The sequence below is a fragment of the Pseudomonas sp. NPDC087336 genome (genome assembly GCF_044744285.1).
In the GTDB taxonomy this organism is placed as follows: domain Bacteria; phylum Pseudomonadota; class Gammaproteobacteria; order Pseudomonadales; family Pseudomonadaceae; genus Aquipseudomonas.
Genome location: NZ_JBIUYA010000007.1, coordinates 21355 through 43364, shown reverse-complemented (window position 1 = coordinate 43364; position 22010 = coordinate 21355). Strand labels below are relative to the sequence as shown.

Annotated in this window: 18 protein-coding genes and 2 pseudogenes; 10 read left to right on the top strand and 10 right to left on the bottom strand. The window is 61.5% G+C overall.

Annotation, left to right across the window (positions count from 1 at the left end; all coding sequences use genetic code 11):
- The first annotated feature begins 599 nt into the window (after nucleotides 1-599).
- The 4 genes and pseudogenes from nirB to ACIO0C_RS08815 form a co-directional block, all read left to right on the top strand.
- A complete protein-coding gene (gene nirB, locus ACIO0C_RS08830; RefSeq protein WP_401310428.1) occupies nucleotides 600-3161 on the top strand; it encodes a nitrite reductase large subunit NirB in 2562 nt (853 codons plus the stop codon).
- Nucleotides 3161-3535 carry a nitrite reductase small subunit NirD gene (gene nirD / locus ACIO0C_RS08825; RefSeq protein ID WP_401310425.1) on the top strand — a complete coding sequence of 125 codons (375 nt, stop codon included), beginning with the start codon at nucleotides 3161-3163 and terminating at the stop codon, nucleotides 3533-3535. The genes nirB and nirD overlap by 1 nt, the downstream gene beginning before the upstream one ends.
- A 31-nt stretch (nucleotides 3536-3566) precedes the next feature.
- Nucleotides 3567-4007 (top strand): CBS domain-containing protein, encoded by a 441-nt coding sequence (locus tag ACIO0C_RS08820; RefSeq protein WP_401310423.1) that lies wholly within the window; start codon nucleotides 3567-3569, stop codon nucleotides 4005-4007.
- 158 nt (nucleotides 4008-4165) lie between these two features.
- Nucleotides 4166-5374, top strand: a pseudogene (locus ACIO0C_RS08815) (methyl-accepting chemotaxis protein); the annotation flags it as partial.
- 141 nt (nucleotides 5375-5515) lie between these two features.
- Here the strand turns inward: ACIO0C_RS08815 and ilvD are convergent.
- Nucleotides 5516-7198 carry a dihydroxy-acid dehydratase gene (ilvD, locus tag ACIO0C_RS08810; RefSeq protein WP_401310420.1) on the bottom strand — a complete coding sequence of 561 codons (1683 nt, stop codon included), beginning with the start codon at nucleotides 7196-7198 and terminating at the stop codon, nucleotides 5516-5518.
- Nucleotides 7199-7587: 389 nt separating this feature from the next.
- Here ilvD and mqo point away from each other — a divergent pair, with 389 nt between their 5' ends.
- Nucleotides 7588-9231: a malate dehydrogenase (quinone) gene (gene mqo / locus ACIO0C_RS08805; protein ID WP_401310417.1), complete on the top strand. Its 1644-nt coding sequence runs from the start codon at nucleotides 7588-7590 to the stop codon at nucleotides 9229-9231.
- A 297-nt stretch (nucleotides 9232-9528) separates the two neighbouring features.
- Here the strand turns inward: mqo and ACIO0C_RS08800 are convergent, their stop codons facing one another.
- Nucleotides 9529-9972 (bottom strand): hypothetical protein, encoded by a 444-nt coding sequence (locus ACIO0C_RS08800; protein ID WP_401310414.1) that lies wholly within the window; start codon nucleotides 9970-9972, stop codon nucleotides 9529-9531.
- A 168-nt stretch (nucleotides 9973-10140) separates the two neighbouring features.
- On the opposite strand from ACIO0C_RS08800, the gene ACIO0C_RS08795 reads away from it, so the two are divergent.
- Nucleotides 10141-11550, top strand: coding sequence for a DUF2252 domain-containing protein (locus ACIO0C_RS08795; RefSeq protein ID WP_401310411.1), 1410 nt, complete (start codon nucleotides 10141-10143; stop codon nucleotides 11548-11550).
- A gap of 16 nt (nucleotides 11551-11566) precedes the next feature.
- Here ACIO0C_RS08795 and ACIO0C_RS08790 read toward each other — a convergent pair whose 3' ends face one another.
- From ACIO0C_RS08790 to ACIO0C_RS08755, 8 genes are all read right to left on the bottom strand, one after another.
- Nucleotides 11567-12061, bottom strand: coding sequence for a PaaI family thioesterase (locus ACIO0C_RS08790; RefSeq protein ID WP_401310408.1), 495 nt, complete (start codon nucleotides 12059-12061; stop codon nucleotides 11567-11569).
- A 50-nt stretch (nucleotides 12062-12111) separates the two neighbouring features.
- On the bottom strand, nucleotides 12112-13290 hold the full coding sequence (locus ACIO0C_RS08785; RefSeq protein WP_401310405.1) for a trans-sulfuration enzyme family protein: 1179 nt from the start codon (nucleotides 13288-13290) through the stop codon (nucleotides 12112-12114).
- Complete coding sequence (locus ACIO0C_RS08780) at nucleotides 13287-14663, bottom strand: pyridoxal-phosphate dependent enzyme (protein ID WP_401310402.1); 1377 nt, start codon at nucleotides 14661-14663, stop codon at nucleotides 13287-13289. Before ACIO0C_RS08780 ends, ACIO0C_RS08785 begins: the two co-directional genes overlap by 4 nt.
- A 262-nt stretch (nucleotides 14664-14925) precedes the next feature.
- Entirely contained in the window at nucleotides 14926-15384 is a 459-nt protein-coding gene (locus ACIO0C_RS08775) for a MarR family winged helix-turn-helix transcriptional regulator (RefSeq protein ID WP_401310399.1), read from the bottom strand.
- A 148-nt stretch (nucleotides 15385-15532) separates the two neighbouring features.
- A complete protein-coding gene (locus ACIO0C_RS08770; RefSeq protein WP_401310396.1) occupies nucleotides 15533-15985 on the bottom strand; it encodes an Ohr family peroxiredoxin in 453 nt (150 codons plus the stop codon).
- A 63-nt stretch (nucleotides 15986-16048) separates the two neighbouring features.
- The gene (locus tag ACIO0C_RS08765; protein WP_401310393.1) at nucleotides 16049-16501 is read right to left on the bottom strand and encodes an Ohr family peroxiredoxin; all 453 of its coding nucleotides are present in this window, start codon (nucleotides 16499-16501) and stop codon (nucleotides 16049-16051) included.
- Between the two features lie 223 nt (nucleotides 16502-16724).
- Nucleotides 16725-17180, bottom strand: coding sequence for a glycine zipper 2TM domain-containing protein (locus ACIO0C_RS08760; protein ID WP_180207047.1), 456 nt, complete (start codon nucleotides 17178-17180; stop codon nucleotides 16725-16727).
- Between the two features lie 134 nt (nucleotides 17181-17314).
- Nucleotides 17315-17593 carry a Rho-binding antiterminator gene (locus tag ACIO0C_RS08755; protein ID WP_401310389.1) on the bottom strand — a complete coding sequence of 93 codons (279 nt, stop codon included), beginning with the start codon at nucleotides 17591-17593 and terminating at the stop codon, nucleotides 17315-17317.
- A 195-nt stretch (nucleotides 17594-17788) separates the two neighbouring features.
- Here ACIO0C_RS08755 and ACIO0C_RS08750 point away from each other — a divergent pair, with 195 nt between their 5' ends.
- The 4 genes and pseudogenes from ACIO0C_RS08750 (at nucleotide 17789) to ACIO0C_RS08735 (ending at nucleotide 21965) form a co-directional block, all read left to right on the top strand.
- The gene (locus ACIO0C_RS08750) at nucleotides 17789-19009 is read left to right on the top strand and encodes a helix-turn-helix domain-containing protein (protein WP_401310911.1); all 1221 of its coding nucleotides are present in this window, start codon (nucleotides 17789-17791) and stop codon (nucleotides 19007-19009) included.
- Between the two features lie 35 nt (nucleotides 19010-19044).
- On the top strand, nucleotides 19045-19674 hold the full coding sequence (locus ACIO0C_RS08745) for a glutamine cyclotransferase (protein WP_401310386.1): 630 nt from the start codon (nucleotides 19045-19047) through the stop codon (nucleotides 19672-19674).
- A 663-nt stretch (nucleotides 19675-20337) separates the two neighbouring features.
- A pseudogene (locus tag ACIO0C_RS08740) lies at nucleotides 20338-20451 on the top strand (GlxA family transcriptional regulator); the annotation flags it as partial.
- Nucleotides 20452-20954: 503 nt separating this feature from the next.
- Nucleotides 20955-21965: a GlxA family transcriptional regulator gene (locus ACIO0C_RS08735; RefSeq protein ID WP_401310383.1), complete on the top strand. Its 1011-nt coding sequence runs from the start codon at nucleotides 20955-20957 to the stop codon at nucleotides 21963-21965.
- Nucleotides 21966-22010 lie beyond the last annotated feature (45 nt).

The following is a 22010-nucleotide window of genomic DNA, read 5'->3' as shown; positions in this document are numbered from 1 at the left end:
ACTAGATAACCACGGGCTGCTAAACCCGATCACTGATGGGTAGTGACGCGAATCAAGTTACCGAGCGGCCCCGGGGCGCACAAGCCGGCGGATTCTGGCGTAGTCGTAGGCAACGGCGCAAGGTCTTGTAGCTTTCAAGAGGTGAGTTGTAGGGCAGTTAAACAAGCTCCCTTCGATGATGTTTAAACCGACCGCTGCATGCACTTTTTAAGCGCCGTGCCTGACAACGTGCACCAGTGCGAAGCGGTTTGCCGAGTTTCCCCGCCTCGCGCACCATCAGCCGCCAGGCCCACTCAACCCTCCAGAAACCTGCCTGACTCGCAGCCATCAAGGCGTTTCCACGGCCGTGAACGTATCTGCCAGCGATCTGGCACAAACACTGCATCATCCCCATCAAGCCCATCCGAAAAAGATGGGCAGCCCTCTCGGTCAACGACGATCGACTGGCCGCACAGGTCGTGGGCAATATCGGTGGATCAGGCATGGCCGTCTGGTTTTCAACACCGCAAAAGAACAGGCAAAGACGCCTGGAACCGCAAGGTTTCAGGCGTTTTTTTTTGCTTTTTTTCACCGTGATGGGCTTAGGGCAGGTGTCGTTTATGAATTCCAATGTAGCCAGTTTGAACAAGCTGCAAACGCTGATCGTGATCGGCAATGGCATGGCCGGGCATCATTGTGTCGAGCAGTTGATTGAGCGTGGCGCGCTTGACCGCTATCGGCTGCATGTCTTCAGCGAAGAGCCGATGCGTGCCTACGACCGCGTGCATCTGTCCGAATACTTCTCCGGTCGCGACGCCGAGTCGCTGGCACTCAGTGACGCGGCGCTGTACGAGACACCCGGCGTCACCTTGCACCTGGGTGTGCCGGTGCTGGAAATCGACCGCGCCCGGCGCCAGGTGATCACCGCACAAGGCTGCGTTGACTATGACAAGCTGGTCCTGGCCACTGGCTCTTATCCATTTGTGCCGCCGATCGAAGGCGCCGAAGGCGATTCGCGCCTGGTCTATCGCACCCTGGAAGACCTCGATGCCATTCGTGCCGCGGCAGCCAATGCCCGGCGCGGGGTGGTGGTAGGGGGTGGCCTGCTCGGTCTGGAAGCCGCCAACGCCCTGAAAAGCCTTGGGCTCGAGGCGCACGTGGTGGAATTCGCCCCGCGCCTGATGCCGGTGCAACTCGATGACCTGGGTGGGCTGGCGCTCAAGGCGCAGATCGAGCGCCTCGGCGTCGGTGTGCACCTGTCCCGCGCCACGCAGTCGATCAGCGCCGGCGAGCAGTACCGCTACCGGATGAATTTCGCCAACGACGAGTTCCTCGAGACCGACCTGATTGTGTTCTCCGCCGGTATCCGTGCCCAGGACGCGCTGGCCCGGCAATGCGCGCTGGAGATCGGCCCGCGCGGTGGCGTGGTGATCGACGACACCTGCCTGAGCTGTGACCCGAACATCTACGCCATCGGCGAATGCGCATCCTGGAACGGCAGCCTGTTCGGCCTGGTCGCGCCGGGCTACCAGATGGCGCGCAGTGTCGCCGCGCGCCTGTGTGACGACGCCGCCGAGCCGTTCCAGGGCGCCGACATGTCGACCAAGCTCAAGCTGCTGGGGGTCGACGTTGGCTCCATCGGCGATGCCCACGCCAACACGCCGGGTGCGCGCAGCTATCAGTTCATCGACGAAACGACGGCCAGCTACCGGCGCCTGGTGGTGGATGCCAGCGGTAAACACGTGCTCGGTGCCGTGCTGATCGGCGACAACAGCTATTACGACACGCTGCTGCAATACATGCAGAACGCAATCGCCCTGCCGTCCGAACCGGCCGCGTTGATCCTGCCGTCGTCCGAAGGTGCGCCGACCCTCGGCCCTGGCGCCTTGCCGGAAACGGCGACGGTCTGCTCATGCCACAACGTGACCAAGGGCGCCATCTGCTCGGCCATCGACGGCGGTTGCAGCGACCTTGGTCTGCTGAAATCGCAGACTAAGGCCTGCACTGGTTGCGGTGGTTGCGCCGGGTTGCTCAAGCAAGTCTTCGAGCATGAATTGATTGCCCGTGGAGTCAGCGTCGACAAGAGCCTGTGCGAACACTTCGCCTATACCCGCCAGGAACTGTATGCGCTGGTGCGGGTAGAAGGGGTGATCACCTTCGAGGAACTGCTGGCCAAGCATGGCCGTGGCCACACCGGTTGCGATGTGTGCAAGCCGGCGGTGGGTTCGATCCTGGCGTCGTGCTGGAACCAGCCGATCATGGATCCGTCGCTGGTGCCGCTGCAGGACACCAACGACACCTTCATGGCCAACATGCAGAAAAACGGCACCTATTCGGTCGTGCCGCGCATTCCCGGTGGCGAGATTACTGCCGACAAGCTGATTGCCATCGGCGTGGTGGCGAAGAAATACGACCTCTACACCAAGATCACCGGCGGCCAGCGCATCGACCTGTTTGGCGCGCAGCTGCATCAACTGCCGGACATCTGGAGCGAACTGATTGAAGCCGGCTTCGAAACCGGCCACGCCTACGGCAAATCGACCCGCACAGTGAAGTCCTGCGTCGGCAGCACCTGGTGCCGCTATGGAGTACAGGACAGCGTGCAAATGGCCCTGACCATCGAAGACCGCTACAAGGGCCTGCGTTCGCCGCACAAGCTCAAGTTCGCGGTGTCCGGTTGCACCCGTGAATGCGCCGAGGCGCAAAGCAAGGACGTCGGCGTGATCGCCACCGAGAAGGGCTGGAACCTCTACATCGCCGGCAACGGGGGCATGCGCCCGCGCCATGCCGAGCTGTTCGCCACCGATCTCGATGACGCGACCCTGATCCGCTACATCGACCGTTTCCTGATGTTCTACATCCGCACCGCCGACAAGCTGCAGCGCACCTCGGTCTGGCGCGAAAGCCTGGAAGGCGGCCTGGACTACCTCAAGGACGTGATCATCCACGACAGCCTGGGCCTGGGCGCGGAGCTCGAGTCGCAGATGCAGTTGGTGGTCAATCGCTACGAATGCGAGTGGGCCAACGCCCTCAAGGACCCGGAAAAGCTCAAGCGCTTCCGTACCTTCGTCAACGATAAACGCCCGGATCCGGACATCCATTTTGTCCAGGAGCGCGGCCAGCGCCGGCCGATCATGGCGGCCGAACTCAACCTGATCCCTGTTACCGAGGAGAGTGTCTGATGAACCCGTCCAACACCCAACGCGTTGAAACCGCTGCGTCTGCCGTCTGGCAGTCGGTGTGCAGCCAGCAGGACCTGGTCAATGACTCCGGTGTGGTGGTGTGGCTGGACGGTGCCCAGGTGGCGCTGTTCTACCTGCCGGGCATGGAGGGCAAAAACCTCTATGCCATCGACAACCACGACCCGCAGTCCGGGGCCAATGTCATCGGCCGCGGCCTGGTCGGCAGCATCAAGGGGGATCTGGTCGTTGCGTCGCCTATCTACAAGCAGCACTTTCGTCTTGAAGACGGTAGTTGCCTGGAGTACCCGCAACAGCGTTTGCGTGTCTGGCCGGTGCGGCTGAACGAAGGGGTGGTGGAAGTCGGGGTGGCCTGACATTGCACGCCATTCACATCAGGAGACGGATATGAAGACAGCCGCACAGTTGCTCAAGCTCAAGGTCGTGGAAAACCAGCAAGTGCACAGCATCGAACCGGACGCCATGGTGCTGGAGGCCGTGAAGAAAATGGCCGAAAAGAACGTGGGCGCGTTGCCGGTGATCGAGAAGGGCCGGGTCGTCGGGGTGATCAGCGAGCGCGACTATGCGCGCAAGGTGGTGCTGCTGGGACGTTCGTCAGTTGGCACGCCGGTCAGGGCCATCATGAGCTCCCCGGTGGTCACGGCCGACAGCCAACAGAGCATCGAGCATTGCATGGCGGTCATGACGGACAGCCATTTGCGGCATCTGCCGGTGGTGGAGAATGGCGAGCTGATCGGTTTGCTGTCGATTGGCGATCTGGTGAAAGAAGCCATTGTCGAGCAGGCCGACCTGATTCGGCAGTTCGAGCACTACATTCGCGGGCACTGAAACCAGCCTCGAAATCAGTGCAACACGAAAGGGGACGAATGGGCGGGTAGACGCCTATTCATCCCCTTTTTTTCGCGATCACCCAAGCATCAGAACTTGAACGCCTGTCGACCTACCAATAGCCATTTTCCGCTTTGTTTCTGCCAGATCTGCAAGTTGATCCAGAGGCCGCGCAAAAGGAACTCGGCACGTTCAACAGCGCCTTCAGCCAACTGGAAGATCAGATGGCCACTCTCAGCGAGCTGATCGAAAGCCACACCCAACAGACCATCGAGGGCACCCGGCAAGCGATCAGTAACGCCAATTTCGCCCTCGGCGCCGTGCTGATTGCCAGCCTGCTGTTGCTGCTTGTCCAGGGGCGCTGGGTGATCCTGAGCATCGTGGGGCCGTTGCGCACGGCCAGTCGCATCGCCGACAGCATTGCCCACGGCAATTTGAGTGAGCCAATTGTCGAGACTGACCGCAGGGACGAAGCCAGCCTGTTGATTCGCAGCCTGGCGACCATGCAGCGTGATTTACGCGCCATGATCGAAGTGGTGCGCAGCAATGCCCATGGCGTCAGCGGCATGAGCATTCGACTGAGCGATGGCTGTCACCAGGTGGCCGGCAGCAGCCAGCAGCAAAGCACTGCCGCCAGCACCATGGCCGCCGCTGCCAGCGAAATGACCGCGAGCATCGAGGAAATCACCCGGCATGCCGAACGGGCGCTGGACATGGCCAACCAGGCCGAGGCGCTGGCCAAGGATGGCGGGCGGGTGATCCATCAGGTGGTCAGCGACATGGACGGCATCGCCCGTTCGGCACAGCAGTCGGCGCAGGTGATTCGCACGCTGGACAAGGAGTCCGAAGGGATTTTCAGCATCATCCAGGTGATCAAGGGCATCGCCGACCAGACCAACCTGCTGGCGCTCAACGCCGCCATCGAGGCCGCTCGCGCCGGGGAGCAGGGGCGTGGTTTTGCCGTGGTGGCCGACGAGGTGCGCAGCCTGGCGGGCCGCACCAGTGCCTCCACCCAGGAAATCGCCGCCATGGTCTCGCGCATCCAGCAAAGTACCCATCAAGCGGTGATCAGCATGGAGGAGGGTGTGGCCCGGGTCGACAAAGGCATGGCCGTGACCGCCGACGTCGAGCGCGCCATCCGCGAAATCCTCGAGGCCACGCTCAACACCACGCAACTGGTCAACGACATCAGCCGCACCATCGGCGAGCAGAGCCTGGCCAGCAATGAAATCGCCCCTCAGGTGGAGATGATTGCCGGCATGTCCGAAGGCAACAGCAAGGTGATTGTGCAGACGACGTTGACGACGGATGAGTTGTCGTCGCTGGCGGGGAAACTGTCGCAGTCGGTGGATCGCTTCAGGCTCTGATACAGGCTTTCTTTTTTCTGTCGCTGTCAAGGGCCTCATCGCGGGCAAGCCCGCTCCCACAGGTTGCGCGTCGGATGCGCAATTCAGGTCCAACTCGGACCCTGTGGGAGCGGGCTTGCCCGCGATGGCAATGGTTACTGCCTAAAGATACTTATCCGTCACCGCCCCCTCCGAAGCACTGGAAACAGTCTTCGCATACTTGGCCAACACCCCGCGCTTGTACTTCGATTCCGGCCTTACCCAGCGGCTCTTGCGCTCGGCCAGCTCTGCATCGGACACATCAACCGTGATCTGCCGGGTTTGCGCATCGATGGTTATCCGGTCGCCATCTTCAATCAACGCGATAGGCCCGCCTTCAAACGCCTCCGGCGTAATATGCCCCACCACGAAACCATGGGAGCCGCCGGAAAAACGCCCATCGGTGATCAGCGCCACGTCCTTGCCCAACCCCTTGCCCATCACCGCCGACGTCGGCGAGAGCATTTCGCGCATGCCAGGCCCACCCTTGGGTCCTTCGTAGCGAATCACGATCACGTCGCCGGCCTGCACTTCACCGTTGAGAATGCCGGCCAGCGCGCCTTCCTCGCCGTGGTACACACGGGCCTTGCCTTCAAAGCGCAAGCCTTCCTTGCCGGTGATCTTGGCCACGGCGCCGGTGGGCGCGAGGTTGCCGCGCAGGATCACCAGGTGCGAGTCCTTCTTGATCGGTTGGTCGAAGGGCAGGATCACGTCCTGGCCGGCAGGGTAGTCGGGCACGTTTTCGAGGTTTTCCGCCAGGGTCTTGCCGGTCACGGTCAGCACATCGCCGTGCAGCATGCCGGCCGCGAGCATGCGCTTCATCAAGGGCTGGATGCCGCCAATGGCCACCAGTTCGCTCATCATGTACTTGCCACTGGGGCGCAGGTCGGCCACCACCGGGGAAACCTTGCCCAGCTCGACGAAGTCATCCAGGGTCAGCTCGACGTCCACGGCATTGGCCATGGCCAACAGATGCAGCACGGCATTGGTCGAGCCGGCGAGGGCAATCACCACGCGGATGGCGTTTTCGAAGGCCTTGCGGGTCATGATGTCCCGGGGCTTGAGGTCAAGCTTGAGCAATTCCATGACTTGCTGGCCGGCGCGGAAACTGTCCGAAGCCTTGTCGCTGCCCACGGCGTCCTGGGAACTCGAACCGGGCAGGCTCATGCCCAGCGCCTCGATGGCCGAAGCCATGGTGTTGGCGGTGTACATGCCGCCACAGGAACCGGGGCCGGGAATCGCCACTTCCTCGATCTGCTTGACCTGGATCTCGCTGATGTCACCGCGCGCGTGCTGGCCCACGGCTTCGAACACGGAAATGATGTCGGTGTGGCCGGCGCCCGGGCGAATGGTGCCGCCATAGACGAAGATCGAAGGGCGGTTGAGCCGCGCCATGCCGATCAGGCAGCCCGGCATGTTCTTATCGCAACCGCCCACGGTCACCAGCCCGTCGAAGCCTTCGCAACCGACCACCACTTCGATGGAGTCGGCAATCACCTCGCGGGACACCAGTGAATACTTCATGCCTTCGGTGCCGTTGGCGATGCCGTCGGAAATGGTGATGGTGTTGAAAATCACGCCTTTGGCACCTGCGGCGTTCGCACCTTTCTCCGCTTCGATCGCGAGTTTGTCGATGTGCATGTTGCAGGGCGTGACCATCGCCCAGGTGGAGGCGATGCCGATCTGCGGTTTCTTGAAGTCTTCGTCGGTAAAGCCCACGGCACGCAGCATGGCGCGGGCAGGAGCAGCCTCCACGCCGTCGATCACCTGGGAGGAATATTTGCGCAGATCGTCTTTGTCGCTCATGACTGTTCCCCACATGTTTATCTGATGACCTGTGAGTATAGTCACCACCTGTAGGAGCCTTCGCCAACCGATCCATCACCCGCGGGCCGGCCTTGTCGTGATATTCTTGGCAACAACTTGTTTTGATCTATTCAGTTTTCCTGTCCTCGAGACGGGCGAGCAGAATCACTGTCGCTCAAGTAGCTGAAGCCAAAAAAGATAAAAAGTCAGTTCAGTAGGGACATATAACTGGGGTCGATGCAGTCAGTCGGCCTTGTGTGCCCACCTTCCAGCCGTCATGTGCAACCGTCATGTGTGAGTAGCCGCGGCAGACTTGCCTGAATGCCGTGAACCAGCGGCTCGCGAATACAGTTGGAAGGGTGGATGGCGTTTTATCATAGGTGCTACAGATGTTTAAAAAAGTGAACACGGCCCTGCTGGGGCTGGCCTTGTCGTTGGGGATGACGACAGCCCAGGCCGAAGAAGCCAAGAAAGTCGACGTACTGCTGATTGGCGGCGGCATCATGAGCGCGACCCTGGGTGTGTGGCTCAATGAGCTGGAACCCGGCACTTCGATGGAAATGATCGAGCGCCTGGACGGCGTTGCCCAGGAAAGCTCCAACGGCTGGAACAATGCCGGTACCGGTCACTCCGCCCTGGCCGAGTTGAACTACACCCCGGAAGACGACAAGGGCAATGTCTCGATCCCGAAAGCCGTTGAAATCAACGAAGCCTTTCAGATCTCCCGTCAGTTCTGGGCCTGGCAGGTTCAGCAAGGCGTGCTGAAGAACCCGCGTTCGTTCATCAACTCCACGCCGCACATGAGCTTCGTGTGGGGCGATGACAACATCAAGTTCCTGAAAAAGCGCTACGAAGCCCTGCAGGCAAGCCCGCTGTTCGCCGGCATGCAGTACTCCGAAGACCCGGCTGTGATCAAGAAGTGGGTCCCGCTGATGATGGAAGGGCGTGACCCGAACCAGAAAATCGCGGCCACCTGGTCTCCAATCGGTACCGACGTGAACTTTGGCGAAATCACCCGCCAGTTCGTTGCTCACCTGCAAACCACGCCGAAATTCGACTTGAAGCTGTCCAGCGAAGTGCAGGACATCACCAAGAACGCCGACGGCAGCTGGCGCGTGAGCTACAAAAACCTGAAAGACGGCAGCAAGTCCGAAACCGACGCCAAGTTCGTGTTCATCGGTGCCGGCGGCGGTGCCCTGCACCTGCTGCAAAAATCCGGCATCCCTGAAGCCAAGGAATACGCAGGCTTCCCGGTAGGCGGCTCGTTCCTGGTGACCGAGAACCCGACCATCGCCGAACAACACCTGGCCAAGGCCTATGGTAAAGCTTCGGTGGGCGCACCGCCGATGTCGGTACCGCACCTGGACACCCGTGTGCTGGACGGCAAGCGCGTGATCCTGTTTGGCCCATTCGCGACCTTCAGCACCAAGTTCCTCAAGGAAGGTTCGTACCTGGACCTGCTGACCACCACCACCACGCATAACGTGTGGCCAATGACCAAGGTCGGCATCAAGGAATACCCGCTGGTCGAGTACCTTGCCGGTCAACTGATGCTGTCGGACGAAGACCGCCTCAACGCCCTGAAGGAATACTTCCCGAACGCCAAGGCCGAGGACTGGCGCCTGTGGCAAGCCGGCCAGCGCGTGCAGATCATCAAGCGCGATGAAGCCGCCGGTGGCGTGCTGAAACTGGGCACCGAAATCGTCGCTTCGCAAGACGGCACCATCGCCGGCCTGCTGGGCGCGTCCCCAGGCGCTTCGACCGCCGCACCGATCATGCTGACCTTGCTGCAGAAAGTGTTCAAGGACAAGGTCGCGACCCCGGCCTGGCAGGAAAAACTGCACCAAATCGTGCCGAGCTACGGCACCCAGCTGAACGCCAACCCGCAAAAGGTTGCCGAGGAATGGGCCTACACCGCCAAGGTGCTGGAACTGACTCCGCCACCTGCGATCGGCCAGGTTGTTGCTCCGGCTGTCGAGGCTGAGAAAGCCAAGGCACCGAAAGAGAATGCTGCGGCGGACATGGCGCTGTAACTGATCGCCTGATCAAGAAGCCCACTGAGCCAGGGATGGCCAGTGGGCTTTTTTGTATCCCCTGTCTGTTTCATCTGATCCGTATTTTTCATCGCTTTCTGACGCTGTAATGAAATCAGCCCGAGCCCCACAATGACGGACATTGCGTAGCGGTAGCCGCGGTGCACCGCACTTTTCGAAATGTAGGAGGCTCTATGGGCAAGATGGCGATTTTCCTCGGTGGTTTTCTGGTGTTGACCATTCTGATCGGCGTGCTGGCAACAATTTCACCGGTATGAGGCCTGCGGGTACAAGCGCCTACTTCGCCGGCTTGATGTCCCCGCAGAAAATATCGACGTTGCCGTCTGTCGCTGCGGTGCGCACGACGATGTGATAGTCACCGGCCAGCAACACTGGCAGGGCCACAGGTACGCTTCTGGAGAAGGTCCAGCCGCGAATCGGCTGGCGTTCGGTGTTGACCTTGTCATTCATGGCGTACGCGACGGGGCCAGGTTGTTCGCAGCTGCCTTTGTTGATGAAGCTGTAGAGGCGCAGGGGCAGGGCGGCACCGCTTGGAACACCGCTGATGAAGAAACTGAGGCCGGTTTGCTGGTCCCAGTCGGACAACGCGACATTGCCGATCTGACCGGTGTTCTGCCGGGTGGCAACCAGGGTGACCGACACGCTCTCCCTGGATGAGGTGGCGCAGCCGAACAGGCTGGCGCCAATCATTAGCGCCGCCAGTGAATGTCTGAGCTTCATGGCCAAACTCCTGTGATGAATAACGGCAAGAGGAGATTAGCGGTTAAAGCTCATTTATCGAGTGCTGGCGGCTGTCGATTTCGCCGCGCTCGATGCGCACAGTTGAGAAACCGGTTCTAAACTCTGATCGTCAGCCATCTATCGAGAATCGCTGGCCAAGGAGTGATCATGCCTGCGCGCAAAAGCAAGCCAGCCAAAGCCGGCAAATCCACCGCAGTCATTGAAGAGCCGGTCTTTCGCTCGCGCAAGGAGCGCCTTCACGCCGGTGAACGATTAAGCCAGGACCTGCCACATGCGCTGCACGCCGAATGGAAACCACCGCGCAAGCATCGCGACCCGATCGAGCTGCTGGAAGCGTCCAACCGCTATCGGCTGCCCAACCTCATACCGGTGCGCTACGGGCGCATGTTGCGCAGCCCGTTTACTTTTTTGCGTGGTTCAGCGGGCCTGATGGCGTACGACCTGGCCACGACCCCCACCACGGGGTTCGAGGTGCAAGCTTGTGGCGATTGCCACCTGTTGAACTTCGGCTTGTTCGCCACCCCCGAACGCAACCTGATTTTTGACATCAATGATTTTGACGAAACGCTTCCCGCGCCCTGGGAATGGGATGTGAAACGCCTGGCGGTCAGTTTTGTCGTGGCGGCCCGCGATAACCGGATCAGCGATAAATTGGCAAGGGGCATCGCCATGGAATGCGTGCGTGCTTACCGTGAGCGCTTGCGTAAACTCTCGAAGTTGAGCCCGTTGCAGGTCTGGTATGAGCGCCTGGATGCCCAGGCGATCATCGACACAGCACCCACGGCCGAGATCAGGAAGTTTCGCGAACAAGTGGTGGCGAGGGCCCGGGTGCGGGTCGGCGATTACCTCTATCCGAAAATCAGCAGCGAAGTGGCAGGCCGCCGGCGGCTGATTGATCAGCCTCCGATCCTTTTTCATGTGGATGAACAAGACTTCGTGCATCGAGCTCGTGGCGCGCTGCAGGATTATCGGCTCTCGCTACCCCATGAACGGCGTGTGTTGTTTGATCGTTATCGCCTCGAAGACATTGCCGTCAAGGCGGTCGGGATCGGCAGCGTGGGTACTTATTGTTTCGTTGGCCTGTTCTTTAGTGCGGAAAACCAGCCGTTGCTCCTGCAATTCAAGGAAGCCTGCCCCTCGGTACTGGCACCTTACGCCGGCAAGAGTGAATTCGAGAACGAGGGACAGCGCGTTGTCACCGGGCAGCGACTGATGCAGTCCTCCAGCGACATCTTTTTGGGCTGGACCCGTGGCCAGAACGGTCGTGACTTCTTTGTACGCCAGATGCGCGACATGAAAATGTCGGCCCCTATCGAAGGCATCACGGCAGCGCGCTTGAAGCGGTACGCCCAGTGGTGTGGCCAGACGCTTGCCCGGGCCCACGCCAAATCCGGGGACGCTGCGCTCATCAGCGGTTACCTGGGCAAATCGGATACTTTCGACCAGGCCATCGGCAAATTTGCCGTGACCTATGCCGATCAGAATGCCAAGGACTATGCCGCGCTGCTGGCCGCGTACAGGTCCGGGCGGATCACCGCGCTCATGGAAGAAGAGTGATCCGCGACCGGTCTACCTACCGCCCGTGCGCGGTATCTGCCAGTTGCGCGGTATCGACCCGTACGAAAATCGAGTCGCCCACCGCGGTCAGCACGTCCCCGGCGAAGACTTCGCAGATGACCCGCGTCTTGCGTCCGACCTCACCCTCCACCCGCGCCCGCAGGGTGAGCGGGATACCCATGGGGGTCGGCTTGATGAACTTGATGCCGAGGTTGCCGGTGACGCAATTGATGCGCGGCTTGCTCGCGACTTCGCGGTTTTCCGCGCGGTAGTGATAGGCCATTACCGCCCAGTTGGAATGACAATCGACCAACATGGCGATCAGTCCGCCGTAGACCAGGTCCGGCCAGCCGCAGTATTTGGCATCGGGCAGGTGCTCGGCCATGACATGCACGCCGTCCTCATGCCAGTAGCTCTTGATGTGTAGCCCATGGGGATTGCCGCTGCCGCAGCCGTAACACACGCCATCGGGCGCAGCGGCGTCTTGCAGGGAGGTGTCGTGGTTGGACATGTGTCGATTTTCCGAAAAAATTGAAACCAGTGTTTGGTGTTCCTGTGCCGCTAGATCCGGGCCAGCGCCTGCGCCAAGTCTGCACGCAAGTCTTCGATATCCTCAACCCCCACGGACAACCGCACCAGCGCATCGCCAATGCCCAACTGCGCGCGGGTTTCCACGGGGATGGTGGCGTGGGTCATGATCGCCGGGTGTTCGATCAGGCTTTCCACCCCGCCCAGGCTTTCGGCCAGGGCGAAAATCCGCACGTTCTCCAGGAAGCGCCGGGAGCCGGCGAGGTCAGTGTTCAGGTCGACGGAGATCATCCCGCCGTAGCCGCGCATCTGTTGTCGCGCCAGTTCATGTTGCGGGTGCGAGGGCAGGCCAGGGTAGTAGACGCGGGCGACTTGCGGCTGACGTTCCAGCCATTGCGCCAGTTCCAGCGCATTGCTGCAGTGGCGCTCCATGCGCAGCGCCAGGGTCTTGACCCCGCGCAGGGTGAGAAAGGTGTCGAACGGTCCGGCGATGGCGCCCACCGCGTTCTGCAGGAAACCCAGGCGCTCCGCCAGCTCGGCGTTCTGCCCGACCACGGCGATACCGCCGATGACGTCGGAGTGGCCGTTGAGGTACTTGGTGGTTGAATGCAGCACGATGTCGAAGCCCAGCTCCAGCGGGCGTTGAATCCAAGGGCTGGCAAAGGTGTTGTCGGCCACGCAGATGATGCCGCGGTCGCGACAGGAGCGGGCGATGGCGCCAAGGTCGGTGAGGCGCAGCAGGGGGTTGCTCGGCGTCTCGACCATGACCATGCGCGTGTCGTCCTGCAAGGCGGCTTCGAAGGCGGCGAGGTCGGTCAGGTCGACGAAGCTGAAGCGATGCCCGGCGCTGCGCTGGCGAACCTTGTCGAACAGGCGGAACGTGCCGCCGTAAAGGTCGTTACCGGAGACGATGTGCGAACCGGCGTCGAGCAGTTCCAGCACCGTGGAAATGGTCGCCAGACCCGAGGCGAAGGCAAAGCCCCGAGTGCCGCCTTCGAGGTCGGCCACGCAGCGTTCCAGCGCCCAGCGCGTCGGATTGTGCGAACGCCCGTAGTCCAGGCCCTTATGCACCCCGGGGCTCTGCTGCAGGTAGGTGGAGTTGGCGTAGATCGGCGGCATCAGCGCGCCGGTCGAAGGGTCCGGCGTTTGTCCTGCATGGATCACGCGGGTGGCGAAGCCCCGTGGCGGGGCATTTTCATCGTGCTGACTCATGGCAGGGATCTCCGCAGGTGATTGAGCATGTCGGTTCGGGTGATAAGCCCGTGGAAACCCGAGGCATCCTGGATGATCGCCACCAGTCCCCGGCCCAGTTCCGCTTCCAGGTCCGCCAACGAGGCGCCGGGGGACAAGGTTTGCAGTTTGTCGGTCATGGCGCTGGATACGGTCGCGCGAAAGTGCGTAACGTCTTCATGCACGCCCAGCAGGATGTCGGACTCGTCGATCACACCGACCAGTTGTTTGCCGTTCACCAGCACCGGCAGTTGCGAGACGTCCGCCAGGCGCATGCGCTGGAACGCGGTGAGCAGGGTGTCATCGGGGCCGACGCTGATCACCCGGCCGTCCTCGAAGCGCCGTGCAATCAGGTCGCGCAGGTCGCCGTACTGTTTGCTTTTCAGCAGCCCCTGATCGTTCATCCACTGATCGTTGTAGACCTTCGACAGGTAGCGGGTGCCGGTGTCGCAGACAAAACTGACCACCCGTTTCGGTTGGGTCTGTTCGCGGCAGTAGCGCAATGCCGCCGCCAGCAGGGTGCCGGTCGACGAACCGCCGAGAATGCCCTCGGCACGCAGCAATTGGCGGGCATGGTCGAAGCTTTCCTCGTCGCTGATCGAGTAGGCGTGGCGCACGCTGGACAGGTCGGCGATCGACGGAATGAAGTCTTCGCCGATACCTTCGACGGCCCAGGAGCCCGGCGTGCCGAGGGTACCGCTGCGGCTGTATTCGGCCATCACCGAGCCGACCGGGTCGGCCAGGACCATTTCCAGTTCCGGTTGTACGCGGGCGAAGAACCGGGTCAGTCCGGTGAGCGTGCCGGCCGAACCCACGCCGACCACGATGGCATCGACATCATGCTGGGTCTGCGCCCAGATCTCCGGTGCGGTGCTGCACTCATGGGCCAGCGGGTTGGCCGGGTTGTTGAACTGGTCGGCGAAGAAGGCGTCGGGGATTTCACTGGCCAGCCGCCCGGCAACGTCCTGGTAATACTCCGGATGGCCCTTGCCGACATCGGAACGGGTGATGTGCACCTCGGCACCCATGGCCTTGAGGTGCAGGACCTTCTCGGTGGACATCTTGTCCGGCACCACCAGCACCACCCGATAACCCTTGGCACGGCCGACCAGTGCCAGGCCCAGGCCGGTGTTGCCGGCCGTCGCTTCGACGATGGTGCCACCGGGTCGCAGGCGGCCGTCGCGCTCGGCGGCGTCGATCATCGCCAGGCCGATGCGGTCCTTGATCGAACCGCCGGGGTTCTGTGATTCGAGCTTGAGAAACAGCGTGCACGGTCCGGTATCGAAACGGCTGACACGCACCAGGGGCGTGTTGCCGATCAGTTCGAGTACGGCGGGGCGGGAGTCGTTGGGCATGTCTTCACCTCGTTGCGCTAGCACCATGGATGGACAAAAAGCCGGCGTCGGGTTGTCGCGCCGGTCGTGACAATGTTGTGTCTGGACCATAGGCCGGGATCGCCAGACTCGCAACCGTCCGGGTGAAAGTGCCCCCGACATTGGCAATGCTGTTCACTTAAGCATGGGGTTGTGTATAAAAACTTGGGGTGTACAGGCGTTCCAGATACGCAAGCTCGAGTTTGCGCCGGCGATGACGCGATCTGTTTTACCGTTTCAGCGTTTATTTATCGGCATTGGTCGTGCGTATCAGGTTGTTGCGCAACGCCACGATCGCCTGCTGCATCTGAACGAAATCGTCGGGATCGAGGCCGGTTTGCGGAAAGCCGTCTTCCGTCAGTTCTGCGCGTAGTTGGCGACCTGCGTCGGTCAGGCTGATGCGCACCTGGCGCTCGTCTTCCGGGTCGCGTTGTCGCCGCAGGTAACCCATCGCCTCGAGTTTTTTCAGGATCGGGGTGAGGGTGTTGGATTCCAGGAACAGCTTTTCTCCCAGGCTGCCGACGGTCTGGTCGTCCTGCTCCCACAGCGCGACGAGGGTGATGTACTGCGTATAGGTGAGGCCGAGCCGTTCGAGCATCGGCTTGTAGGCCTTGCCGAAAGCGAGGTTGGTGGAATAGACCGCAAAACACAGGAAGTCGGAGAGCTTGAGATCCAGGGCGGATGTCTTGTCGGTGGTTTTCATGGGTTTTCTCTTGGGGCTGGCTGCGAGACTGAGACTATACATCGTATGCGATGGTGTCGGAAGTGCTCGAAACCCCTGGGCACCTGCCCCGTAACGGCCGACAGCCGGCTCTCCAGGGAAATCCCGGGAGAACCGGCCGGGCGATGCGTTACGCGGTCAGGACATTGATGGCGACGTCAATGTTGCCGCGGGTGGCCTTGGAGTACGGGCAGATCGCATCGGCATTGTGGGCCAGTTCGGTCGCGACTTCATGAGACAGGCCCGGCACCCGCAGGGTCAGTCGGGCCTGGAGAAAGTAGGCGGCGCCGGTCTGGCCCAGGTCGACTTCGATGTCCACGGCCGTATCGGCCGGCAGCGTCACCTTCGCCTGTTGGGCGGCCAGGCCCACCGCGGCGATGTAGCAGGCCGACCAGGCCCCGGCGAACAGTTGCTCGGCCTTGGGATGCGGTTGCACGCCGGTGAACACGTGTGCCGGTGTGGCGCTGCCAAGGGACGACAGTTCGATGTCGAGGTTACCGTTGTGGCCGCGCGAGGTGGTGCCGGCGGCGCTCAGGGTGGTGTGGGTCTTGCCGCTGGCCAGGACTTTTTCGATCTTGCTCATGATGATTTCCTCAGGTTTATCGATTATGTTGTTCGTGTGCGCTAACATCGTATGCGATATTAATTACGCCGTAATAACGTTCAGGGCAACGTCGATATTGCCGCGTGTCGCTTTGGAGTAGGGGCAGATGGAGTCGGCAATGTGCGCCAGTTCCGTCGCGACGTCATGTGCCAGCCCCGGCACGCGCAGGGTCAGTCGGGCCTGAAGGAAGTAGGCCGGACCCGTCTGGCCCAGGTCCACTTCGATGTCGACCGCCAGATCCGCCGGCAGCGCGATGTTGCGTTCTGCGGCCACCAGGCCGACGGCGGCGGTGTAGCAGGCTGACCAGGCCCCGGCGAACAGTTGCTCGGCCTTGGGGTGCGGCTGGGTACCGGCGAACACATGGGCTGGCTGGGCGGCCCCGGGTGTCGACAGTTCGATGTCGAGGTTGCCGTTATGGCCGCGCGAAGTGGTTCCGGCGTTGCTCAGGGTGGTGTGGGTCTTGCCGGTGGCCAGGACTTTTTCGATCTTGCTCATGGGGTGGATCCTCAAGGGTGCGGTCAGGTTCGATTTGGTGTCGTGTGCGCTTAGATCGCATCCGATGGAAATAATATTCCTCCTGATCCCAATCGACGTCAAGGGGTATTTTTACACTTGGACGACGAACGGTCGAAGTCCGTGACTTGGGCTGTTCAAAAAAAATGCCCCGAGCTGTTCAGGCTCGGGGCATTTCATTGACGCTTGACCTTGTGGGTGATGATCAGCTTTGCGGCACTACCCGAGCTTCATTACCAGTGCCTTCGATATAAACACTCTGACCTTTGCTGAGTGCGGCATTGACCGGCTGAGTCACCGACACCAGAACGCCGCTTTTCGTGCGCACGATAATCTGCTGGGCTTGTTGCGGTTGATCGTATTTCTTCTTCTCGGCGTAGTTACCGCCCGCCGCTCCCGCGAGGGCGCCAGCGACCATGGCGACATCTCGCCCTGTGCCCGATCCGATCAGACTACCGATTCCCACGCCCGCGAGTCCGCCAAGAATGGCGCCAACGCCGCTGTCGTGATTGGTCTGCATCTGCGTCATGGTGATCTGCTCGATTTTCCCTGAGCGGATTTCCATCTCGCCTGCGCCACCGCTTCCAGCGTCGACGGCGGCGCAGGCGCAAAGCACTAGACTTACAAGCGTGATCGTTAGCCAGGAAGCGGTGTTTTTCATGTTGAACTCCATCAACCAGGGGAAGCGGTTCATTCAAACGCAGCAACACACGTTAGACGAAGGAGACTAGCACAGGACCCTGCGGCTGCCGCCGGTGCTGCGCACGGCGGCATATCGCTGGTCTGACAGCGCCCTCAGAACGTGCAGGAGGCAGCGCAAAACACCACCCGACCGAACTGCGCGTTGGCGTCCAGCGGCGTGATGGCCAGCAAGTGATCCAGGCGGACCTCCTGCTGGCCGTCAGCCGTTTCAATGCGCAGAAACTCTTCCTTGTCGCTGGAGGTGCGCGTGGTCAACGCCCTGGCGACCAGGCGTGCGCCATCGTGCAGTTCGATGTCCAGTCGATAACCACGCAGGCAGGCTATTTCCAGATAGTCATGCAGGTCGCAGTTCATGGGCTTGTAGGTGTTCATGTCGTTACTCCTGACAACCTTGCAGTTTGAGAATGAAGTAATAACCCTGTTTGCCGATCGCCGCCTGTGGATTGATGCGCACGGCTCGCCTGCTGTTTGACGGTTTCGTATGCGTGCCGGATACGCTGTCCTGGTCGTGATATAGACTCATCAAGAGGCTATTTCGACAGGAGTGACACGCGTGGCAGGACTGCAATGGATTCGCTGATCACCGCCGCAGCGCAGGCGTTGGCGGCGGGCGATCCGCTGGGTGCGCTGGACCGGATCGCGTTGCGCGACGATGCGCCCGCGCTGGCACTACGCGGTATCGCCATGGCGCAACTGGGTGATTTGCCGCGGGCCAAGGCGCTGGTACGCAGGGCCGCACGGGCCTTCGGGTCGAAAGAAGTCGTGGCGCGGGCACGCTGCGTCGTTGCCGAAGCCGAGATCGCATTGGCTTCGCGGGATCTCGGCTGGCCGGTGCAGGCGCTGGAGGCGGCGCGGGTCACGCTACAAGCCCACGGTGACCTGGTCAATGCCGCCCACGCGCGGTATCTGGGCATCCGTCGCTTGTTGCTGATCGGGCGACTCGATGAGGCCCATAGGCAACTCGATGAACTGGACCCGGCAACGTTGCCCCCACCTTTGCGGGCGACCCATGAACTGCTCCTGGCGGGGATCGCGATGCGCCAGTTGCATTCCCAAGCCGCACGGTCCGCGCTCGCCAGGGCCAGACTCGCTGCACAACTCGCGGGGATTGCCGCGCTGTCTGCGGAGGTCGACAGTGCATCAGCCATTCTGAACAGCCCCGCCGCACACCAGCTCGTCCGTGGCGAAGAACAGCCTCTGTTGCTCGACGAGGTGGACGCGCTGCTCGCCTCGACGTCACTGGTGGTGGACGCCTGCCGCTATGTCGTGCGTGGCGCGGGCATGTCGGTTTCCCTGTCCAGGCGTCCAATCCTGTTTTCCCTCGTGCGCGCACTCGCCGAAGCCTGGCCGGATGATGTGCCCAGGGAGACCCTCGTCGCCCGGGCTTTTCATTTGAAACTCAGTGATGAGTCCCATCGAGCCCGGCTGCGGGTTGAAATCGGACGCTTGCGCGCGGCGTTGAAACCCCTGGCTACGGTGACCGCCACCCGGCGCGGGTTCGCCCTGGTTACGCAGGTTTCGCCGGACGTGGTGCTGCTCACCCCACCGGTCGAAGAGAAATATGCAGCGGTGTTTGCCCTGCTTGGTGACGGGGAGTCCTGGTCGAGCTCGGCCCTGGCCCTGGCGCTGGGTAACAGCCAGCGCGGGGTGCAACGCGCGCTCGAAGCGCTGGCAGCCAAGGGCAAGGTGCAGTCGTTCGGACAGGGGCGGGCACGGCGCTGGCTAACCCCGCCGGTGCCCGGTTTCGCGACGACCTTGTTACTCCCGGTTCCGCTGCCCGGTGGCTAGGATGACTCCACCAACCCCTTTGGAGGAACACCGAGATGAAACAGTCAGCCGCCCGGATCCTGCGTGAATATGGCCCCTTCGACGATGTCACTGACGTGCACGGCGTGACCTGGGACGGTCAGCAGGTGTGGTTTTCCACCACCGACAAGCTCCACGCCCTGGACCCCGATACGGGTCACCTGGTGCGCTCGCTCGACGTCGCCGCCCATGCCGGCACCGCCTTCGATGGCAAGCATCTGTTCCAGATTGCCGAGGACCGCATCCAGAAAGTCGACCCTCGCACTGGAGAAATCCTGGGCACGATCCCGGCCCCTGGCGGTGGTAATGATTCGGGGCTGACATGGGCCGAAGGTTCGCTGTGGGTGGGCCAGTACCGCGAACGGAAAATCCACCAGATCGACCCTGAGACCGGGAATATCCTGCGTACCTTGCAATCCAACCGTTTTGTCACGGGCGTGACCTGGGTTGAGGGCGCGCTGTGGCATGGCACCTGGGAAGGCGAGGAGAGCGAATTGCGCCGCGTCGACCCGAGTACCGGCGAAGTGCTGGAAAGCCTCAGGCTGCCGGACGGCATCGGAGTGTCGGGGCTGGAATCCGACGGTGGCGAACGGTTTTTCTGTGGGGGTGGCAGCAGCGGGCGGGTGAGGGTGGTGCAGCGGCCTTGAGGGGTTGATTTGGATTGGGTGTATATCCATTCCTGTGGTAACGGCTACCTGGGGTTTCGCCCTTACGGCGAGTCACTTGGAAAAGCCCCAAGTAACCAAGGGCTCTTGCCCCTGGCGTTCGGTGCCTCGCTCCGGTCCTGCTCCGTGGGTCGCCGCGATGTGATCGTTCCCACGCTCTGCGTGGGAATGCCGCCAGGGACGCTCCGCGTTCCGCTGTCGACGCATGACGTGAGCCCTGCGCAACGGTGACGCGGAGCGTCACAGGATGCATTCCCACGCAGAGCGTGGGAACGATCACGTGTTCACTTGAAATCAGGTCGGCTGTCAGGCCGCCTCGCTTTGGCTTTGGATTTGGGGGCCCCGTTAAACTACGATGGACTTCGTTATGGCGTGCCGAGCCTAAGCGAGGCACCGAGTGGTGGGGCAAGAGCCTTTTGCTTACTTGCGGGCTCATCCAAAAGTGAGTCGCCGTAAGGGCGAAACCATTAGTGGCCGTTACCGCAGCAATGGATATCCCCCCAATCCAGTTCCCAAATAAACCCCTTGCGCTTGCTCATGAGGTGCAACTGGCGTAAACAGAGCGCGCATCGATAGCCGCCGCGAAAGAGGGCTATCGATGCGGGAAATATCACATCTTGTTCAACACGAAAGACGAGGCGAACGTTGGTAGAGCGACGTCAGTTCAGCGGTGCCATGAAGGGTAAAAACCTTCGCTACCTCAAAGACCATGAAGGCCAGTCCGTGCGGGCTCGGGCCGGCTTCCTGCTGCTGGAGCATTGATCGTTCCCACGCTCTGCGTGGGAATGCCGCCAGGGACGCTCCGCGTTCCGCTGTCGACGCATGACGTGAGCCCTGCGCAACGGTGACGCGGAGCGTCACAGGATGCATTCCCACGCAGAGCGTGGGAACGATCACGTGTTCACTTGAAATCAGGTCGGCTGTCAGGCCGCCTCGCTTTGGCTTTGGATTTGGGGGCCCCGTTAAACTACGATGGACTTCGTTATGGCGTGCCGAGCCTAAGCGAGGCACCGAGTGGTGGGGCAAGAGCCTTTTGCTTACTTGCGGGCTCATCCAAAAGTGAGTCGCCGTAAGGGCGAAACCATTAGTGGCCGTTACCGCAGCAATGGATATCCCCCCAATCCAGTTCCCAAATAAACCCCTTGCGCTTGCTCATGGGGTGCAACTGGCGTAAACAGAGCGCGCATCGATAGCCGCCGCGAGAGACGGCTATCGATGCGGGAAATATCACATCTTGTTCAACACGAAAGGCGAGGCGAACGTTGGTAGAGCGACGTCAGTTCAGCGGTGCCATGAAGGGCAAAAACCTTCGCTACCTCAAAGACCATGAAGGCCAGTCCGTGCGGGCTCGGGCCGGCTTCCTGCTGCTGGAGCATTTTTCGTTGCCGGCCTTTACCCAGGCGCTCGATACCATCGTCACCGCCAACCTGCTGCGGCCCGAGCTGTTTTCCACGAAAACCTTCGGTTTGTCCGAAGGGGAAGTCATCAGCGATCTGGGGTTGGTGATTCGACCCGATGCGCGCCTTGACCCGGTGGAAATACAAACGCTGGATCTGTTGGTTGTCTGCGGTGGCTACCGCACGGCCCTCAAGGCCGACGAGGGGTTGACCTGCCTGTTGCGCGGCGCGGCCGAACAGGGCGTTACGCTGGCCGGCGTATGGAATGGCGCCTGGTTTCTCGGGCAAGCCGGATTGCTGGACGGCTATCGCTGCGCCATACACCCGGAGCATCGTCCGGCGCTGGCGGAAATCGCCAGGCTCACCCAGGTCACCAGCGAGGCCTATGTGGTGGATCGCGACCGCCTGACAGCGTCCAGCCCAACGGGCACTTTCTACATGGCCCTGGAGTGGATCAGGGGTTTGCATGACAAGGCGTTGACTGACGGTATCGAAGATATCCTGGCGTTCGAAGCGTCCCGATTCCGGCGCATCAAACCCTCCTTGAATGTGTCCGTCAGTGGCCCGCTGAGGGAGGTGGTCAACCTGATGGACGCCAATCTGGAAGAGCCGCTGGAGATGGAGGCGCTCTGTCTGTATGCCGGGAGGTCTCGCCGGCAGATCGAGCGCCTGTTCAAGGAGCAGTTGGGCACGACACCCCAGCGCTACTACATGGACCTGCGCATCACCGAAGCGCGTCGATTGCTGCAGCACACCACGCTGACCATCGTTGAAGTCTCGGTGGCCTGCGGTTTCGTTTCACCGAGCCACTTCAGTAAGTGCTACAGCGCCTATTTCGGTTACCGGCCGTCCCGGGAAACCCGGCTGGTGAAGTAACGGCTTGCGCAAGTACCCGGCATCGCGACGATGCCCGGTGCAGCG